This window comes from Psychrobacter sp. M9-54-1 (assembly GCF_016613355.1).
Classification (GTDB): Bacteria; Pseudomonadota; Gammaproteobacteria; order Pseudomonadales; family Moraxellaceae; genus Psychrobacter; species Psychrobacter faecalis.
In genome coordinates this window covers 95,929-114,244 of the sequence record NZ_JADGFW010000017.1, presented here as the reverse complement: position 1 = coordinate 114,244, position 18,316 = coordinate 95,929, and the positions used below count along the sequence as shown (strand labels likewise).

Below are 18,316 nucleotides of genomic sequence, written 5' to 3'. Positions count from 1 at the left end.
TACATGGCTAAAGTCTAGTAGATTATAAATACAGAACATATGTTAAAGTATAGGCTATTACTAACACTAGCTAGATAGGAAACGTACTGCCATGGCTGGTATCAACAAACTAGAATTATCCGAAGCTGATATTATCAGCAAATTCATTCTACCTGCCGTTATTGGCTCGGGGTGGGATGACATGACCCAAATTCGCGAAGAGGTTAAGCTTCGTGACGGTAAAGTTATTGTCCGTGGTCAAATGGCAGTACGTAAAACAGTCAAGTCTGCTGACATTGTTTTATATCACAAGCCTAATCTGCCGCTTGCTGTTATCGAGGCCAAAGCTAATAAACACTCTATTGGTAAAGGTATGCAGCAAGCGCTTGATTATGCTGGGCTGCTCGAAGTACCGTTTGTGTTTTCATCAAATGGTGATGGCTTTATTTTTCATGATAAAACCAATACCACTACCCTCGAAACAGAGATTTCACTATCAGACTTCCCAACGCCAGCTGAGCTATGGGATAAGTATTGTCAGTGGAAAGGCTATACGCAAGCTCAGTTGCCTATCATCATTCAAGACTATCATGATGATGGCAGTGGTAAGTCACCACGCTACTATCAGCTACAAGCCATTAATAAGACCATAGAGGCCATTGCTCGCAGACAGAATCGTATCCTGCTCGTGATGGCAACAGGAACGGGCAAAACCTACACTGCCTTTCAAATCATTTGGCGTCTGTGGAAAGCCAGAGAAAAAAAGCGTATCTTATTTTTAGCAGACCGCAATATTTTGGTCGATCAAACTCGGGTTAATGACTTTCAGCCTTTTGGCACTGCGATGACCAAAATAGAAGGCCGTACCGTTGATCCAGCTTTTGAGATTCATCTTGGCTTATATCAAGCGTTAACAGGTCCAGAAGAGCATCAGAAAGCCTTTAAACAGGTCGCACCAGACTTCTTTGACCTAATCGTCATTGACGAGTGCCACAGAGGCAGTGCTGCTGAAGACAGTGCTTGGCGTGAGATATTAGAGTATTTTAATAGCGCCACACAAGTAGGCTTAACAGCGACACCTAAAGAGACTGACGAGGTCTCTAATTCGTATTATTTCGGGGACCCTGTCTATACCTATACCCTAAAACAGGGTATTGAAGATGGTTTTTTAGCGCCTTATAAAGTGGTTCGAATTGATATCGATGTCGATATGCAAGGCTGGCGTCCAACGAAAGGACAGACAGATAAGCATGGTGAATTGATTGAGGATCGTATCTATAACCAAAAAGATTTTGATCGTACTCTAGTAATTGATGAACGTACTGAGTTGGTAGCACAGACCATCACTAGCTACCTTCAGCGCACTGATCCAATGGCCAAAACCATTGTATTCTGTAATGACATTGATCATGCGGAGCGAATGCGCCGTGCTCTGATTAACTGCAATCCAGAGCAAGTCAAAAAGAACGAAAAGTATGTCATGAAAATTACGGGCGATGATGAGTTAGGCAAAGCGCAGCTTGATAATTTCATCAACCCCAAAAAACCCTATCCAGTGATAGCGACGACTTCAGAGCTGATGACTACAGGTGTCGATGCCCAAACCTGTAAGCTAATCGTGCTAGATCAAAATATCAAATCGATGACCAAGTTTAAGCAAATTATCGGTCGTGGCACTCGTATCAATGATAAATACGGTAAGCTTTGGTTTACGATTCTCGACTTCAAAAAAGCGACTGAGCTATTTGCAGATGAACGCTTTGATGGTGTTCCTGAACGTATCATGACTGTGACGCCATCGCAGATTAATGAAGGCAGCGACGAGCTTGATGAAGTGGTAGATGGTGAGTCAGACGCAGATCTAGATATTGTCAATGGCACCGACCCAGCTTATACAACCCAGAGTGATGATAGGGGCTTTGATTTAGGGGCTGGTATGGGTGATGACATAGGTGTTAGTGAGCCTGCTAAAAAATACCATGTGAAAGGCGTATCTGTAAAAGTAATGGCTCAGCGTATCCAGTACTATGATACTGATGGTAAACTGGTCACCGAATCCTTTCAGGACTATACTCGCAAAACCTTCAGCAAGCAGTTTGCTAGTTTGGATGAGTTTATAAAGCGTTGGAACGCTACTGAGCGTAAACAAACCATCATTGATGAGCTGGCAAACGCTGGTATTATTTGGGAAGCATTGCAAGAAGAGATCGGCTCGGATATGGATCCTTTCGATCTGATTTGTCATGTGGTTTATGACCAACCGCCCTTGACCCGACGTGAACGTGCGAATGAAGTCAAAAAGCGCAATTACTTTACCAAGTACTCAGATACTGCTCAAAAAGTACTGAACGCCTTGCTTGATAAATATGCTGATGCTGGTGTAGAAGAAATCGAAAGTCTTAATGTGCTCAAAGTAAAACCACTCGATCAGCTAGGTAGTCCGATGGAAATTGTCAGAGAAGGCTTTGGTAGCAAAAAAGACTATCAACAAGCCATTAGTGATCTTGAAGATGAGATCTATTGGGTACCGCCACCTAAGCAAGCTTAAGTGTTTAAAAAAGATTAACTATAAACTATAAATCTAAGCCTCTTATTGAGGCTTGTTTTATTCCTATCGTATATTTAGACCTACCGTTTATTAAAAAGAGAAACAACATGTCAATCAGTTCAGTTATCAAGTCTATTCAAGATATCATGCGTCAAGATGCTGGTGTCGATGGTGATGCCCAACGTTTAAGCCAATTGTCATGGTTATTGTTTCTCAAAATATTTGATGCACAAGAAGAAGCGCTTGAGTTCGAACAAGAAAACTATAAGACCCCCATCCCTGAGCAATACCTTTGGCGTAATTGGGCGGCTGATCCCGAAGGTATCACTGGTGAGGAGCTACTAGAGTTCGTAAACGATGAAATATTCGTTGAGCTAAAAAACCTTACCGCGCCAGTAGATACTAACCCACGTGGCTTTGTGGTGCGTCAAGGGTTGAGCGATGCTTACAACTACATGAAGAACGGCACGCTACTACGCCAAGTAATCAATAAGCTTAACGAAGTGGACTTTAACCGTTCAGATGAGCGTCATCTGTTTGGTGATATTTATGAGCAACTGCTGCGTGATTTACAAAGTGCGGGCAATGCAGGTGAGTTTTATACCCCTCGTGCCGTGACACGCTTCATCGTTGACCGTATCGATCCAAAGCTGGGTGAGCGCATTATGGATCCAGCTTGTGGCACAGGTGGGTTTTTGGCATGTTCGTTCGATCATGTCAAAAACAACTATGTTGAAACTGCTGAAGATCACCAAGTACTACAGCAGCAGATTTTAGGGTTTGAAAAGAAACAACTGCCGCATTTGCTCTGTACGACCAATATGATGCTGCATGGCATCGAAGTACCCGTACAGATACGCCACGATAACACCCTAAATAAGCCGCTGTCGAGCTGGGATAGTGATATCGATGTCATCGTAACCAACCCGCCTTTTGGTGGCACTGAAGAGCACGGTATCGAAAAGAATTTCCCTGCTGAGTTTCAAACGCGCGAAACGGCAGACTTGTTTTTACAATTAATCATCGAGGTCTTAGCAGAAAAAGGTCGCGCCGCCGTCGTATTGCCTGATGGCACCCTGTTTGGTGAAGGGGTAAAAACCAAGCTAAAGAAAATGCTGACAGAAGAATGTAATCTGCATACCATCGTACGTTTACCAAACGGTGTATTTAACCCTTATACAGGGATTAAGACCAATATTCTCTTCTTTACCAAAGGACAGCCAACCAAAGATATTTGGTTTTATGAACACCCTTATCCTGAAGGCGTCAAAAACTACAGCAAAACCAAACCAATGAAGTTTGAAGAGTTTCAAACTGAAATTGACTGGTGGGGTAATGAGTCTGATGGCTTTGCCAGTCGTGTGGAAAATGATCACGCTTGGAAGGTCAGCATTGATGAGGTCATCAAGCGTAACTATAACCTCGATATCTCAAACCCTTACCAAGGTGAAGTCATCGATTATGACCCAAATAAGCTACTGGCTGACTATGCAAAGCAACAACAGAGCATCGATACGTTACGCAGCCAATTAAAAGATGTACTGGGTACTGCGCTGTCTGATTACACGACAGAGGACAAGTAGCTATGAATGTAAAGACGAGCTTAGAGATGAGTGAAGACATCAGCAAGCCAGAGCAGCTACATATCGATATCTGGACCAGCGCTATATTGGCTAAATCGAATAGTGGGCGTGGTAGTAGCAAAAAGTATGAGCTATATGGTATTAAAAAATTACGTGAGCTGATCTTGGAGTTAGCAGTACGTGGCAAGCTAGTACCGCAAGATACTAATGATGAGCCAGCATCTATTTTACTAGAGAGAGTAGCAGCTGAAAAATCTGAGCTAATTCTAAAAAGTAAAATTAAAAAAGCGAAAGCACTTCCTGATATTAGTGATGATGAAATACTATACGATTTACCGCAGGGCTGGAGTTATTGCCGACTTGGAGACATTACTGAGATTGTTAGAGGAATAACTTTTCCAGGGAGTGAGAAATCAAAACATCCCGAGCCTGGCAGAATTGCTTGTTTAAGAACATCTAATGTTCAAGATGAAATAGAGTGGGAAGATATTCTCTACATAAGACCAGAATTTGTGAAGAGAGATGATCAATATTTATGTGATTCTGATATTGTTATGTCGATGGCTAATAGTAGAGAGCTAGTTGGAAAAGTTGCGAAAGTTAAAACCTCTCCAAAAATGAAAACTTCATTTGGTGGGTTTCTAAGTGTAATAAGACCTTATCACATACTATCTGACTACCTAATGGTGGTTTTACGATCTCCAACCAGTAGAGAGTCAATTATTGGTACTGCTAGTCAAACTACTAACATTGCTAATATCTCACTGGCTAAGTTAAATCCATTCATCTTAGGAGTACCCCCTTTAGCAGAACAACACCGCATCGTCGCTAAAGTCGATGAACTGATGCTGCTATGTGATCAGCTGGAGCAGCAAACCGAAACTAGTATCGAAGCTCACGCGACGCTTGTAGAAGTATTATTATCCACGTTGACAGATAGTGCGGACGCTGATGAGCTGGCACAAAACTGGGCAAGAATTTCTGAGCATTTTGATAGCCTATTTACCACCGAGCAAAGCATCGAAGCTCTAAAGCAAACTGTGTTGCAATTGGCGGTGATGGGTAAGTTAGTTCCACAAAACCCAGACGATGAACCTGCTTCGGTTTTGTTAGAAAAAATTGCGGAAGAAAAAGAGCAGTTGATTAAAGAAGGTGATATTAAAAAGACAAAACCATTGCCAGAACTTACTGATGATGAAAAACCTTTTGAATCTCCAACAGGGTGGGAGTTTTATCGTTTAGGTAATTTGATAAAAAAACTTGGTTCTGGCAGTACACCAAGAGGTGGACAAAACGCTTATGTTTCTGAAGGAATCCCTTTTTTACGCTCTCAAAACGTATGGAATGAAGGTTTAAATAATGATGACATTGCATATATTACTAGCGAAACACATCAACGTATGAGTAATACCGTTGTTTATCCTGGTGACATTCTTCTCAATATAACAGGGGCATCTCTTGGAAGGTCTATTGTTTTCCCTGATACTTATCTAGAAGCAAATGTTAGTCAGCATGTTACGATTATTCGACTAATCGATCACAGTATGACCCCATTTATATATTTATGTATACGCTCTCCTTTACTTCAGAAGATTGTTTGGGAAAGACAAGTGGGGATGGCTATTGAAGGGTTAAGTAAAAAAGTTTTGGAGCTTTTCGAAATCCCAATACCTCCATTATCTGAACAACAGCGTATCGTTGCTAAGGTTGAAGAACTAATGGCTATTTGCGACCAGCTAAAAGAAAGGCTAAAACAGTCTCAAGAGACGCAAGTTCAGCTTACTGATGCGTTGATTGATCGAGCTTTAGGGTGAGTTTTAATGTTGGAGCAATCACGTTTTATATGCCTTAGTACAACTAAAAGAAATAAACAAGACCTTCTATTAGCAGTGATATTTTAAAATCAGGTATAATAACCTTGTATGTATAACCCATATTGTGCAGAATTAAAAGTGCACAATGCTATTATAGCTGTTAAGGCTATGTTATTAGGCGTCTTGTGCATAAATTAGGGGTTATAATGTGAGTGTTATGCACTACCGACATTGACGCTCAACCCTGATGTCGATGATATTTTTGCATTTCGTTTTGAGGATATTAGCGTAAACGGTTATGCATCACATCCCGCTATCAAAGCAAAAGTCGCGGTATAAAGACTGTTTTTTACTTCATATGACTGATGAAAACAATAAGGACATATTATGAGTTATGCCAATACCCAAGTCGCCCAAATCGCTGCTATTAGTAGCAATCGCTGTATCGGCAAGGACAATGAGCTGCCGTGGCATATCTCAGCAGATTTGCAGCATTTCAAACAAATGACCACCAAAGCAACGGGCGGTGCGGTTCAAGGTATCGTCATCATGGGGCGCAAGACCTTTGAATCAATGGGCAGCAAGCCGTTGCCAAAACGTGTCAGCTTTATTATCAGCAGTCAGATGGACTACGCCGAAAAGAGCGGCCTAGTAGGCAAAGACAATGCGCATGTGGTGCATAATTTGGATGATGCTTTAACGCAAGCTGCCAGTCTCGCCCATGGTGCTCACTTAGATACGATTTGGGTCATCGGCGGCGAGCGGGTCTTTAGTGAGGCGATGATGTATACCGACCGCGTCGAGCTGACGCATGTCGATACTGATATTAAAGATGGCGATGCCTTTTACCCTGAGCTGCCAAAGGAGTTTGTAGTCGTAGCAGAATCTGAGCAAAAACACGATGAAAAAAGTGGCTTAGATTTTAGGTTTGTGACTTATAAAAGAGAAAATGCCGAATAATAACTGTAGTTTATTAAAATAAAAAAAGCTGTCCTAGATAATTCTAAGACAGCTTTTTTATTGTTGGGCTTTATGAGCACAAGCTTAAATTTAGCCCATACTGCTTAAACTACTCATGTAGCACTTTATAAATCGTTTTCGCTAATACCGGACCAATTCCTTGCACGCCAGCCAGCTCCTGCTGCGATGCGCCAAGCAATTGCTGCATACCGCCGAAATGATTAAGAAGGTCACGGCGACGCTTTTCACCCAGCCCCGGTATGACTTCTAGCACCGATGAGGAACGGCGTTTATCGCGCTTTTTACGGTGCGCGGTAATGGCAAACCGATGCGCTTCATCGCGAATATGCATCAATAAATGCAGCGCTTTGCTATCCATCGGCAAATCAAGCGGCTCATGATCGATAAAGTGCAATACTTCCAAGCCTGCTTTACGCCCTTCACCTTTTGCCACACTAATGAGCAACGTATCATTAAGAATACCCAACTCTGTGAGTACTTCTTTAGCAATACCAAGTTGACCTTTACCACCATCAATCAGCAATAAATCCGGCAATGGCTGCTTCTTATAACGCCGCGTCAGCACTTGTTTCATCGCAGCATAGTCATCACCACCTTGAATATCATGAATCGCATACTGACGATAATCACGGCGACGCGAACCACCTTGGTCAAAGACCACGCAGCTACCGATGGTCGCCTCGCCCATGGTATGTGAGATATCAAAACACTCGATACGGTCAATGGTTCGATCGGTAACGTCGGCGAGGACATCTTTTAAAGCGCCAAAGCGCGCATGCAATTCTAGATAATCGCCAAGTTTAGTTTTTAGGGCGTTATTGGCATTGAGTTTGGCCAAATCTAACCATTCAGCGCGGTGCTCACGGACGTTGGTTTTAATGACCGTCTTACTGCCAAAGTGGGTTATCAATGCTTCGTTGACCGCTGTTTGATCCGGTAGCTCATGGCTGAGTATAATCTCAGCTGGCAAATCATCGGTTACTTGAAAATAAAACGAAGTAATAAACGCCGATAAATTATCGGCAAGTGGCTCACTGCTATCGATATCGGGAAAATAGTTTTTACCGCCAAGCACGCGCCCGCCGCGCACAGTCAGCACATTAACGCAAGTCATGCCCGCCTGACTGGCAATTGCAATCACATCTGCCTCACCTTCTACGGTATAAACGGCTTGCTTCGCTTGTACTTCGCGCAGCATAGAGAGCTGATCACGATAAAAAACTGCCTTTTCAAAGTCTAAGGCTTCCGCTGCGCGCTCCATCTTTTTAATTAACGTCTGATGAATATCACTTGAATCGCCTTTTAAAAAACGAATGGTATTATTAACGTCCTCGGCGTATTCTTCTGGCGACACCAAGCCAACGCAGGGCGCACGGCAACGCTTAATCTGGTATTCAAGGCACGGGCGCTTACGCTGTTTAAAAAAAGTATTGGTACATTGGCGCATTTGAAACATTTTCTGCATCAGCACCAGCGTCTCTTTCGCCGCATGAGCCGATGGAAACGGCCCAAAAAAGCGACCTTTTTGGTGATTGCCCTTACCGCGACCATAAGCCAATCTTGGATAAGGCTTATCCGCAGAGATAAACACATAAAGGTAAGATTTATCATCACGTAGTAGCACGTTATAAGGCGGACGATGCTCTTTAATCAGGTTTTGCTCAAGTAATAGCGCTTCGGTCTCACTACGGGTAATAATGGTTTCGATATTATGAATTCGTGCTACCAGTGCCCGTGTTTTTGGATGGTCAATGGTCTTGGCAAAGTAGCTGTTGACGCGGCTTTTCAATGATTTGGCCTTACCAACATAAAGAATATCGCCATTTTTACCCAGCATTTTATACACACCTGGCAGATTTGGCAGGCGCTGGATTAAATGCTTTAGGCGGGCTTTTTTATCGTCGACGGGACTCGATGCGGAGACATTGACCATAGAATTTTTGACTCTTAAATTAGGGCTTTAACGTTAGTACAGAGTAAAAACAGCACACTGTAAAAACGTAAGTAATATCATATGTATGGGGCAACAGCAGGCATTTTGCAAGCCAAAAACTGGCTTAACCAAAGTCATAAAAAAAGCCAGCATCGAGGCTGGCTTTTTATGGAAAACGTTAAAAATCTAGTGACGGAAGTTTGGCAAAAGCGCTGGAATACCGGGCAACATGCCGACGATAGCCATCACTGTGGTTAAAATGACAAAGGTCACCACAGGAATAATCCAGCGACTCATTTTTGTTAAGCTGGCACTGCGCTCTTTTGAACCAATCAAGCCTAAGTTATCCAGTACCAGCGTAATCGACCAACCAAAGGCTGGATTGACCAAGGCAGAAGCAAAGACGACAATCGCCGCAGACTGCGTGGTTTTACCTTCGCGAGTCATCTCCATGCCCGCTTCAAGTAGCGGGATAAAGACGCCGACAATCAGCGCCACACACATTACTGGCTCCCAAATGGCTAAATCCATGGGGTAACCCCAAACACCAGCAATAATACAGAATAATCCCGTTAATACCGCACCGGCTGGAATAGGACGCTTCGCAATTGCCGCTGGTACAATATAGGTGCCCCATGACGACGCAAAGTTCGCGCCGCCAAGCACAGAGCCTGCCACCTGACGAATAGAGGCGCTGGTCATGGTGTCATCGATATCCATCAGCACGCGCTCAGTACGTTTTGGATAGCTTATTTTTTGAAAGACTTGATGACCTAAAAAATCCGGCGACCACATAGCCACCGCCAACACCGCAAAGGGCAACACCACGATAAAGCTTTCGACAGTCGGCAAGCCTAACATCCAGCCGGTATTTTCGCCCCACCAATACATCGGGTTCATATTTGGTAGGCCGGGTGCGGTTTTAAAGGCAAATGGCGCGCCCATCGCAAAGGCAACTCCGCCGCCTAACAAGCAGCTGAGTGGCACCGCCAGCCAGCGTTTTTGATAATTCTCTAACAGCGCGTATAAGATAATCGTCAGTAGAATCACTACAAAGGCGATATGCGACATACCAATCCCTTCCGCCCAAGCAAATAGGTTTTTGACTTGTGAAGTGGTGCCGATAAAGCCTAAATACAGCAGTAGGCCGCCGCACACGCCTTTACTGGTCAAGTTCGCCAGCAGACTGCCGCCTTTACTAATGGCAAGTAGCAAACCAAAAGCACCGATTAGTAGACCAAAGGCCATCGGGTGACCACCCGCGGCAACGACGATAGGAATCAGTGGAATCAGTGGGCCGTGCGTACCAGCAAGGTTAGCAGTCGGTAGCAGGAAGCCTGAGAATAAAATCACAAAAAACGCCACGATAAGCAATTCATAACGCACGTTTTCTAACACAAAAGCATCGCCCAAACCAAGCGGACCAGCAAAGGTTGCAGCAATGGCGCCCACCATCACCACTTTACCGATGGTCGCTGCCATTGCCGGAATCGTATCCTCATACTCAAAACGATAATCGCGGAACGGCAAATTAGCACGCCAACGTTTTGGTTGCATAATTTGCAGTTCATGATTGAGGTAGGCATTACGATTTTTAAAGCTAGTGCTGGGCTTATGTAACTCTACATAGCTGCCTTGCAAATCGTCATTATCAAAAGGGATTGGTTGCTGCGGATTGGACCCTGAGGCGGGAAGCTGTGTACCACTCATCACATTTCCTTATGTCGACTGAGGTTTGCGCGATCCTACTTACCTTATGACGGCGTAAACCAATACAGGGAAAATAAAACCGCTCAAAACAAAATGCGGCTATTGTAAGGCATCGCCAAAGATAATGCGAGGCTTTAACCATTAAAAGATACTATCCGTATCGTTATGAAAAGTATTTTTTATGACTCAATCGGTGATACTTAGAAAATGGTAATGAATGCAAACAAGATAATGGCTTTATCATCGCACTTGCCGTTTCGTTACGCTTTAAAACTGGCGAGCTTCATGGTTTTTCACTATGATAAACGTCTTTTTATGACTCATTGCTTGAAAACTTACCTTATAAGCAACAATCCTTGCAGTCATACTTAACTTAATACAATAAAAATAACTCATACCACCAGACTAGCAATATCTAAAAAGGGAATAGGAAATATTGATGAATTTACTGCCTAAAAGACTTGAAACGCTTAAACGTAATGCGAAAAAAAATATCATGCCATTACTGACGCCCTACTTGCTTAAACTGCGTATCAACACTTATGCGCCCTACATCGGCGCTGGTATCAAGATTGAACATATGAACCTAGATCAAGGTTTATGCGTGGTCAGCATGGGCTTAAATAATTTAAACAAGAATATCGTTGGCACCCAGTTTGGTGGCAGCTTATACTCGATGGTAGATCCGTTTTATATGCTGATGCTTATGCACCAACTGGGCAGCAGCTACGTAGTGTGGGATAAAAGCTCACATATTGAATTTATCGCGCCGGGTAAGAGCAAAGTCACCGCGCGCATCAAAGTTAGCAGTGCTGAAGTAATCGCTATTCAAGAGTTGGCAAAAGATGGCGAGCCCGTTTTTCGTGAATACAGCGTCGATATCGTCGATGAGCAGCAAAAAGTCGTTGCTACTGTTAATAAGACTCTTTATATTCGCTTGCGTAAGTACAGCAAATCTAAAGACCAAACCAGCCGCGTGGACAACATTGAGGGCTAACATCTCGCTTAAATGCTTCATTAAGATGGCAATTAAAGCCTAAATAAAAGCGGCAGAAACAAAAACCCCAATCTGGCATCAGCACAGATTGGGGTTTTGTCTTTTTTGGTATGGCCCGCTTATTTATAAATAAACCTATGAATAAGGGCTTGTATCTACTTTCGCTTTGCCAAACATCGAGCGTCCAATCAGACGACTAAGCGCGGCAAAGCAAACTGGTTCTTAAATACCAGGAGCAGTATCAACTGCTTTAGGTACGCCAGCGTCAGTTTTTTTGTTTGCAGCTGGACGAGCACCAAGTTTTTCGCGGATACGGGCTGATTTACCAGAACGCTCACGTAAGTAGTATAGTTTCGCACGGCGAACTGCGCCACGGCGTTTCACTTCGATGCTATCAATGATTGGTGAATGCAATTGGAATGCACGTTCTACACCAACACCGCTTGAGATTTTACGTACGGTAAACGCTGAGTTTAGACCGCGGTTACGCTTGGCAATTACAACGCCTTCAAAAGCCTGTAAACGCTCACGCTCACCTTCACGTACTTTTACTTGAACCACAACGGTATCGCCGGGTGCAAAGCTTGGGCGCTCAATCAATTGCGCATTTTCGATGACCTGAACCAATGGATGCTTGTTGCTCATGAGAGTTATCTCCTCACATTAGATAATAGAGGCTTGACGCATATCACCTGTTTGTAATAATGAATCATAGCTATTATTAATATCTTGGATTAATAATAACTACAACGTAAATGGGTTATGACCAACGGCCATGATGCTATGACACGTTTTATTGTTGCTCAAAATTTTATTGCTTAACTGTTTATTTATTAACCGCTATTAACGCTATTTTTTATCTGCTTTTGTCAATGCCTTTAACCACTTCGCTTGCTCGACCGTTGGCGTAAACGCTTGCCATAAATCTGGACGCCGCGCTTGCGTACGTTCGACCTGTTGGCTAAAGCGCCACTTGGCGATATTGCCATGATGTCCTGAAAGTAGAACTTCAGGGACCGCCAACCCAGCAAATTCATGCGGCTTGGTATAGTGCGGACAATCAAGCAAACCATCGACAAACGAGTCTTGCTCAGCAGATTTATCATCACCCATAATATCAGGCAGACGACGTATCACACTATCCATGAGCACCATTGCTGGTAGCTCGCCACCGGTCAACACATAATCACCAAGTGAAATTTCCATATCGACATACTGCGTCAGTAAGCGCTCATCAATACCTTCGTAACGACCACATAATAAAATCATGCCGTCATACTCAGTCATACTGACCACACTACTTTCGCTGAGCGTTTTGCCTTGTGGTGACATATATATCACCGGACAGTGCGCACTATCGACACGGCAACCGTGCTGACTGGCGCGCAGGCGGGCATCCTCAATTGCTAGGGATAATGGCTCAGCCATCATCACCATACCAGGACCTCCACCATACGGGCGCTCATCAATACGGCGATAATTATCCGTGGTATAATCACGTGGATTGATGCATTCAATCGTGACTTGCTCCTGAGTGACTGCCCGTCCCGTGATTCCAAACTCACGAATCGTGGCAAACATTTCAGGGAAAATACTAATCACGGCAAAATACATCAGATCTCTACTTGCATAAAAACTGCGTTAATGACGTTTTTATCAATCAAAAGAAATTACGATTAATAATCACTTTGCCATGCCACAAGCACGGTTTTCTCAGCCAAATTGACCTCAATCACCGTTTGCTTATGCCAAGGTATTAGGCGCTCCTCGGCGTCCAAACTGTCTGACGTTGCCGCGACACGCATGATGTCATGGGCCCCGGTTTCAAACATTTCAGTAATCTCGCCTAAGTTTTCGTCCTGCTCGTTTATCACGCGCAGGCCCACCAAATCTGACCAATAATATTCGTCTTCACCGGTTTCTGGCAAAACGTTTTGCTCAACCCAAATGGTCACGCCATTCATGGTCTCTGCAACGTTACGATCAGGGACTTGCTCAAATTGAGCGACAATGCCCGTCCCTTGCTCGCGCCACGCCTTTACGGTTAAAGGCTTCATGCCAGTAGCAGTTTTCATCCACCAAGGCTGCATGTCAAAGATTGCCGTGCGATCATCCGTGTCACTAAATACCCACAGCCAGCCTTTGATGCCATAAGGCTTTTTTAGCTGACCGATTTTCATAAGCGCACTAGCGTTTGGAACAGATGACATAACGGCTAACCTAACGATGACTAAAACAACAATGATAGATACAGCAATGACTAAAAAACGAGGATAAATACAATTCAATCAACAGCGCTAAGCGCAATCAAAAGTCATAAACAGTTAATGGCGCACCCTGGTCAGACCAGTTACGCTATGTTTTCTAAAGTCTGTTGAGACTGCCATAGACCAGCTATCAGCGCCTCATTGACGGTACAAACTTAAGCAGTTGCTTCAGTTTGAGCGGCAGACTTGTTATAAGCTTTTGCTAATGAAGCAACGCGATCTGAAGGTTGTGCACCTTTAGCGATCCACGCATTGTACGCTTCCATGTTTAGGCGTACTGCTTCTTCAGACTCTTTAGCGAGTGGGTTAAAAAAGCCGATGTTTTCAATGTAGCGACCGTCACGCGCGCGGCGTTGATCAGCAACAACTACTTGATAAAATGGGCGTTTCTTGGCACCGCCCCGTGCTAAACGAATAACAACCATGTGAATTCTCTCTTTCGCAGGTATACCAAAAAGGGCATAATTATAGCACAGTCTTATTTTATTGAAAACATAAACCGTGCTTATTTAATTATTTATTAACAATAGCTTAAATGGTAAAGCATGTAAAATACAATTCAAAATATCTTGTCTATTATAGGGACAAAATATTATTTCAGGCTTGAGTCTTCTTGCAAATTGACTATCGTAAAGCAACCTGTCTTATTATTTGATTATGCTATGCTACCAACAATAGCAGTGATAGAAATCTATAAAACGTAAGCTTGTAAGCGCGCATACAGCGATGTACTTTTTATCTAGATATTTAATTTATATAGACATTCAATAAAAATACCTTATTTACCTGCTTTACCTGCTTTACCTGCCATTTTAAAGAAAATCACTTTACCCATATTTTTATTAATTTTTTGGATATATATGACCACCGCAAAATCACAGCCTCGGCGCAAAGGTTGGCTCGCCCGCTCCTACTCTAATAGTTGGCTCACCACCTTGATGGTCGCTTTTATTGTCATTATCAGTGTCGGGGTGTCGATTTCGTTTTTTTGGCGCAGTCTATATTTGCCAGAGCTTAAAAACCATGCGCGCTATCTGACCAGCGAATTACGTTTGATGAACAGCGTCAATAAAGACTGGAAAAATGAGCCGGCCGTACGGCAATGGATTTATCAACATTCACATGTGGTGGTGGTCAATAATCCTAGTGATTTTCCGGTGATAGAAGATAAGGCGTTTGTTGGCGTCTTTACCGATGTATTGCAGCGCGAAATCGGCGCGCAATTGGGTCGTCCCGTAGAGGTGTATTTTAAGTTTAAACCAACGCCGCAGCTATGGGTGCAAGACAGTCGCGATACCAGCTTTTGGATTCGCGAGCCGGTGGTGTATTATTCGCAGTACAGTCCCGCTTTATTAGTATTGTTTTTAGTCGGCCTACCAATTTTAACCTTGCTGACCATTATTTTATTAGCGCGGCAATTAAATCGTCCACTACGCTATTTGCAGCGTGCGGCGACCAACTATATTCGCTTGGGTCACGCTACTACCTTACCGACCCACAATGGTCCCACTGAGATTCGCCAAGTTAATATGGCATTTAATCGCTTATTTACTACCCTCAATCAGGCACAAAAAGAGCGGACGATTATGCTGGCGGGTATCTCGCACGACTTGCGTACGCCGCTGACCCGTATGCGTTTAACCGCTGAGATGCTGCCCGATGAATTTTTCCGTGAAGGTTTGATTTACGATATCGAAGATATGGATGCGATTTTGGAGCAGTTTATTTCCTTTATGAAAGACGGTTCCGATGAGCCGATGCGTCTGACCAATTTGGACACCATATTTAATGAAATCATGGTGCAATTTGCGCCGCTGGAGTTTATTTATCAATCCGAATGTCACAAAATGGTACCCGTACGGCCAATGTCTATCAAACGCTTGGTGATTAACTTGGTCAATAATGCCAAACGTTACGGCAAACCGCCCATTTATTTATCCGCGACTGTAGTGCCGACATTCATAGAAAAAACGGTGGTAGAAGACAGCGATGTAGTGACTGAAAATGAGGTCAATAAAGAAGCAAAAGAGCAGTTATTGATATGTGTGCGCGACTGCGGTGAGGGCGTCGCAGAAGACCAATTAGAGCGTATTATGCAACCGTTTGAGCGCGGAGAGTCAGCACGTACTACTCAGGGTAGCGGTTTAGGCCTGGCGATTGTCGACCGTATCGCGCGCCTGCATCATGGGACTGTCGAGGCCATCAATCACCCAGATGGCGGCCTACAAGTCTGTGTCCGTATTCCACTTATCTCTAAAGTTGCCGGAGAGCCGCCATTGGCTGCTGACAATGACAGACTATCTAACGTTGCTAGCAATATAGACGACCAATAAAATAGATGGTCGTTGAATAAATAGAAATAGCAGACAACATCAGAGTGTGGCTAATAACTGATCGTTATTGGACACTTTAATAGCCCTACTTTTTGGTACCAATCACCGGAGGAATGTACTCGGCGCTATTGCTAAAAGTTAAAGGTAGGGTTATTTCTTGCTGCGCAGCCTTTAGGGTCTCAGTGCTGGTTGGCTGCTGCAAAAATAAATAATATCCAAGCGCTGCTGCGTTCAATACCACTAAACCACCAAACAAATACGGCATCCTTTGCCCTCCTCTACTATTAATAAGCTCATTTCAATCATTTTAATAAATCATCAATATCAATTTATCCGTCATTACAAAAAATTAAGCATCGAAATCGCGTTCACTTTTTTCTTGTGTCAACTCATCGGCAGCAAGAACTTGGGTCAAGGGTTTAATCGGCCAAGTCATGACAAAGCGTGCGCCGCCAAGCTCGCGGCTCTCGTCTACTTTCATATTGCCATTAAACCAAAAGGCGATACGCGACACAATAGACAAGCCCAAACCATAACCACCTGATGCACGGGTGCGACTATCGTCCAAGCGTGAAAACGGAATAAAGACTTTTTCACGGTCGGCTTCAGGAATACCGTGCCCATCATCTTCTACGCTGACAAAAGCATTGCCTTTTCTCACCCCAGCACTAATGATAATCGTGGTTTCGGCATAACGTAAAGCATTTCCGGCTAGATTCTGAATCACGCGATGCAGGTAACGTCTATCCGCAACCGCCGTTACTTTTGCATTGGGCAGCTTAGTCACTATCTTAATCGGTTTGCCCAAAGCATTGGTTTCACGCTCAATTTGCTCAAGCAACTCGCGCAGATTGACCGGTTCTAAATCCAGTTTTGGTGAGCCCTCTTCAAGCTTGGCGTACGTTAGAATCTCATCAATCAAACCATTTAGCGCTTCGATATCTTCATCAATATAATCACGCTGCATAAAGCGCGAATCTTCATCATCGGTATCTGCCAGCATGTCGACAGCGAAACGAATACGTGCAACCGGCGTTCGCAGTTCGTGCGATACTGCCCGCGTCAGCTCGCGCTGTGACTCAATCAAACGCTTAATATGGGCCGTCATCGCATTAAATGTCGCCGATAAACGCGCAATTTCATCTTGTCCGATGACTTGTACTTTGATATCAAGATTGCCTTTACTGACTTCGTTAACGCCCACCTGAATCAGTTGCAGCTTGCGCTCTAGCGGGAAAATAAGCGCATACACGCCTAAGCTGATTAGGAACATACTGATCAAAATCATACTGACAATCAGATTGAGCGGGAACCAGTTAAACAAAGGTACCGGCCCGATTAAAATCGCCATATCATTGATTTCAGACGGCACGACCACTTTAATAGACGAATTACTTTTGCTGGTATTGGTATCTTGTAATAAGATGACGACCTCATCGCGGCGTAAGCGTGCCATTTGATCGGGGTCTAAATTAAGGGTATTGATCGCTCTAAATTCTAATGGAAAAGAGAATTTTTCTTCTAGTTCTGCCAAACGCGCACGCTTATCGGATAAAGTCGCGTAATAAGACAAATCATCGAGCAAAAATATCGCGATGGCGCGTACTTGCTGCTCGGTCACTTGCGAGATACGCGCGGTTAAAACACTCTCGTTGTCTGGCAAGCGATAATAAACATCAGCATAAATAGGCTGGGCAACATAGCGAACGACGGTGTTGCCTTTTTCAAAACGGCGCAGCTCACTGGCATTAAAATCGACCTCGTTAATAGGCACAATGTTAAATTCTGCGCCAAATAAGCTACTGGCATCCGACAACCAATACTCACGCTGCGATTCGCTTTCTTGATGGGCAATGCCTTCAGCAACGATATGAAAAGCGCCCGTGGCCATATTTTCGCGGTAAGATTGGACGCGTTCTTTATTGATCGTATCCATCAACAATTGCGCAAATAATGCCACACACAAACAGACAATGAGCAGTCCAGCATAAATACGAACAAAGATACTGTGTTTAAGAGAAGAAACTAATGACATACGTGCCGTGACCAACCTAATAAAAAATTATTGATAAAGGAAGAAGAGAAATTCTTGCAGCGCAATTTATCTCATATAATCAAAATATCCTAAAAACGCGACGGTATTGCTGATATCAATTTTTCGTAGCCTCTGT

General features: G+C 43.6%; 14 protein-coding genes and 1 pseudogene. 7 read left to right on the top strand and 8 right to left on the bottom strand.

Going from position 1 to position 18,316, the window contains the following annotated elements:
* The first annotated feature begins 100 nt into the window (after window positions 1-100).
* The 5 genes and pseudogenes from hsdR to IQ457_RS07905 all read left to right on the top strand — a co-directional run bounded on the left by hsdR (window position 101) and on the right by IQ457_RS07905 (window position 6,884).
* Window positions 101-2,527: an EcoAI/FtnUII family type I restriction enzme subunit R gene (gene hsdR, locus IQ457_RS07925; RefSeq protein WP_200662752.1), complete on the top strand. Its 2,427-nt coding sequence runs from the start codon at window positions 101-103 to the stop codon at window positions 2,525-2,527.
* A gap of 107 nt (window positions 2,528-2,634) precedes the next feature.
* Window positions 2,635-4,110, top strand: coding sequence for an N-6 DNA methylase (locus IQ457_RS07920; protein WP_200662743.1), 1,476 nt, complete (start codon window positions 2,635-2,637; stop codon window positions 4,108-4,110).
* A 26-nt stretch (window positions 4,111-4,136) separates the two neighbouring features.
* Window positions 4,137-5,924 carry a restriction endonuclease subunit S gene (locus tag IQ457_RS07915; RefSeq protein WP_200662742.1) on the top strand — a complete coding sequence of 596 codons (1,788 nt, stop codon included), beginning with the start codon at window positions 4,137-4,139 and terminating at the stop codon, window positions 5,922-5,924.
* 225 nt (window positions 5,925-6,149) lie between these two features.
* Window positions 6,150-6,263: pseudogene (locus IQ457_RS07910) on the top strand (thymidylate synthase); the annotation flags it as partial.
* Window positions 6,264-6,311: 48 nt separating this feature from the next.
* Window positions 6,312-6,884 carry a dihydrofolate reductase gene (locus IQ457_RS07905; RefSeq protein WP_200662741.1) on the top strand — a complete coding sequence of 191 codons (573 nt, stop codon included), beginning with the start codon at window positions 6,312-6,314 and terminating at the stop codon, window positions 6,882-6,884.
* Between the two features lie 109 nt (window positions 6,885-6,993).
* Here IQ457_RS07905 and uvrC read toward each other — a convergent pair whose 3' ends face one another.
* Window positions 6,994-8,838 (bottom strand): excinuclease ABC subunit UvrC, encoded by a 1,845-nt coding sequence (gene uvrC, locus IQ457_RS07900; protein WP_200662740.1) that lies wholly within the window; start codon window positions 8,836-8,838, stop codon window positions 6,994-6,996.
* Window positions 8,839-9,024: 186 nt separating this feature from the next.
* Window positions 9,025-10,548 (bottom strand): DUF3360 family protein, encoded by a 1,524-nt coding sequence (locus IQ457_RS07895; RefSeq protein ID WP_200662739.1) that lies wholly within the window; start codon window positions 10,546-10,548, stop codon window positions 9,025-9,027.
* Window positions 10,549-10,987: 439 nt separating this feature from the next.
* On the opposite strand from IQ457_RS07895, the gene IQ457_RS07890 reads away from it, so the two are divergent.
* The gene (locus tag IQ457_RS07890; protein ID WP_200662738.1) at window positions 10,988-11,545 is read left to right on the top strand and encodes a DUF4442 domain-containing protein; all 558 of its coding nucleotides are present in this window, start codon (window positions 10,988-10,990) and stop codon (window positions 11,543-11,545) included.
* 222 nt (window positions 11,546-11,767) lie between these two features.
* Here IQ457_RS07890 and rplS read toward each other — a convergent pair whose 3' ends face one another.
* The 4 genes from rplS to rpsP all read right to left on the bottom strand — a co-directional run bounded on the left by rplS (window position 11,768) and on the right by rpsP (window position 14,237).
* Window positions 11,768-12,190 (bottom strand): 50S ribosomal protein L19, encoded by a 423-nt coding sequence (gene rplS, locus IQ457_RS07885; protein WP_068403752.1) that lies wholly within the window; start codon window positions 12,188-12,190, stop codon window positions 11,768-11,770.
* Window positions 12,191-12,394: 204 nt separating this feature from the next.
* Window positions 12,395-13,159: a tRNA (guanosine(37)-N1)-methyltransferase TrmD gene (gene trmD / locus IQ457_RS07880; RefSeq protein ID WP_200662737.1), complete on the bottom strand. Its 765-nt coding sequence runs from the start codon at window positions 13,157-13,159 to the stop codon at window positions 12,395-12,397.
* Window positions 13,160-13,221: 62 nt separating this feature from the next.
* Window positions 13,222-13,755: a ribosome maturation factor RimM gene (gene rimM, locus IQ457_RS07875; protein ID WP_144297691.1), complete on the bottom strand. Its 534-nt coding sequence runs from the start codon at window positions 13,753-13,755 to the stop codon at window positions 13,222-13,224.
* Between the two features lie 212 nt (window positions 13,756-13,967).
* The gene (gene rpsP, locus IQ457_RS07870) at window positions 13,968-14,237 is read right to left on the bottom strand and encodes a 30S ribosomal protein S16 (protein ID WP_021812802.1); all 270 of its coding nucleotides are present in this window, start codon (window positions 14,235-14,237) and stop codon (window positions 13,968-13,970) included.
* A gap of 435 nt (window positions 14,238-14,672) precedes the next feature.
* On the opposite strand from rpsP, the gene IQ457_RS07865 reads away from it, so the two are divergent.
* Window positions 14,673-16,145: an ATP-binding protein gene (locus IQ457_RS07865; RefSeq protein WP_200662736.1), complete on the top strand. Its 1,473-nt coding sequence runs from the start codon at window positions 14,673-14,675 to the stop codon at window positions 16,143-16,145.
* Window positions 16,146-16,230: 85 nt separating this feature from the next.
* On the opposite strand, the gene IQ457_RS07860 is transcribed toward IQ457_RS07865, so the two are convergent.
* Together IQ457_RS07860 and IQ457_RS07855 are read right to left on the bottom strand one after the other, a co-directional pair.
* Entirely contained in the window at window positions 16,231-16,410 is a 180-nt protein-coding gene (locus tag IQ457_RS07860) for a hypothetical protein (protein WP_200662735.1), read from the bottom strand.
* Window positions 16,411-16,494: 84 nt separating this feature from the next.
* The gene (locus IQ457_RS07855; RefSeq protein ID WP_200662734.1) at window positions 16,495-18,180 is read right to left on the bottom strand and encodes an ATP-binding protein; all 1,686 of its coding nucleotides are present in this window, start codon (window positions 18,178-18,180) and stop codon (window positions 16,495-16,497) included.
* Window positions 18,181-18,316: the final 136 nt, after the last annotated feature.

What these genes read in the sequence shown, in the direction of transcription:
- IQ457_RS07890 (WP_200662738.1), top strand. Translation starts at nt 10,988, where the DNA reads ATGAATTTACTGCCTAAAAGACTTGAAACGCTTAAACGTAATGCGAAA.
- rplS (WP_068403752.1), bottom strand. Translation starts at nt 12,190, where the DNA reads ATGAGCAACAAGCATCCATTGGTTCAGGTCATCGAAAATGCGCAATTG.
- IQ457_RS07855 (WP_200662734.1), bottom strand. Translation starts at nt 18,180, where the DNA reads ATGTCATTAGTTTCTTCTCTTAAACACAGTATCTTTGTTCGTATTTAT.
- IQ457_RS07920 (WP_200662743.1), top strand. Translation starts at nt 2,635, where the DNA reads ATGTCAATCAGTTCAGTTATCAAGTCTATTCAAGATATCATGCGTCAA.
- rimM (WP_144297691.1), bottom strand. Translation starts at nt 13,755, where the DNA reads ATGTCATCTGTTCCAAACGCTAGTGCGCTTATGAAAATCGGTCAGCTA.
- IQ457_RS07915 (WP_200662742.1), top strand. Translation starts at nt 4,137, where the DNA reads ATGAGTGAAGACATCAGCAAGCCAGAGCAGCTACATATCGATATCTGG.
- uvrC (WP_200662740.1), bottom strand. Translation starts at nt 8,838, where the DNA reads ATGGTCAATGTCTCCGCATCGAGTCCCGTCGACGATAAAAAAGCCCGC.
- IQ457_RS07860 (WP_200662735.1), bottom strand. Translation starts at nt 16,410, where the DNA reads ATGCCGTATTTGTTTGGTGGTTTAGTGGTATTGAACGCAGCAGCGCTT.
- trmD (WP_200662737.1), bottom strand. Translation starts at nt 13,159, where the DNA reads ATGTATTTTGCCGTGATTAGTATTTTCCCTGAAATGTTTGCCACGATT.
- IQ457_RS07865 (WP_200662736.1), top strand. Translation starts at nt 14,673, where the DNA reads ATGACCACCGCAAAATCACAGCCTCGGCGCAAAGGTTGGCTCGCCCGC.
- rpsP (WP_021812802.1), bottom strand. Translation starts at nt 14,237, where the DNA reads ATGGTTGTTATTCGTTTAGCACGGGGCGGTGCCAAGAAACGCCCATTT.
- IQ457_RS07895 (WP_200662739.1), bottom strand. Translation starts at nt 10,548, where the DNA reads ATGAGTGGTACACAGCTTCCCGCCTCAGGGTCCAATCCGCAGCAACCA.
- IQ457_RS07905 (WP_200662741.1), top strand. Translation starts at nt 6,312, where the DNA reads ATGAGTTATGCCAATACCCAAGTCGCCCAAATCGCTGCTATTAGTAGC.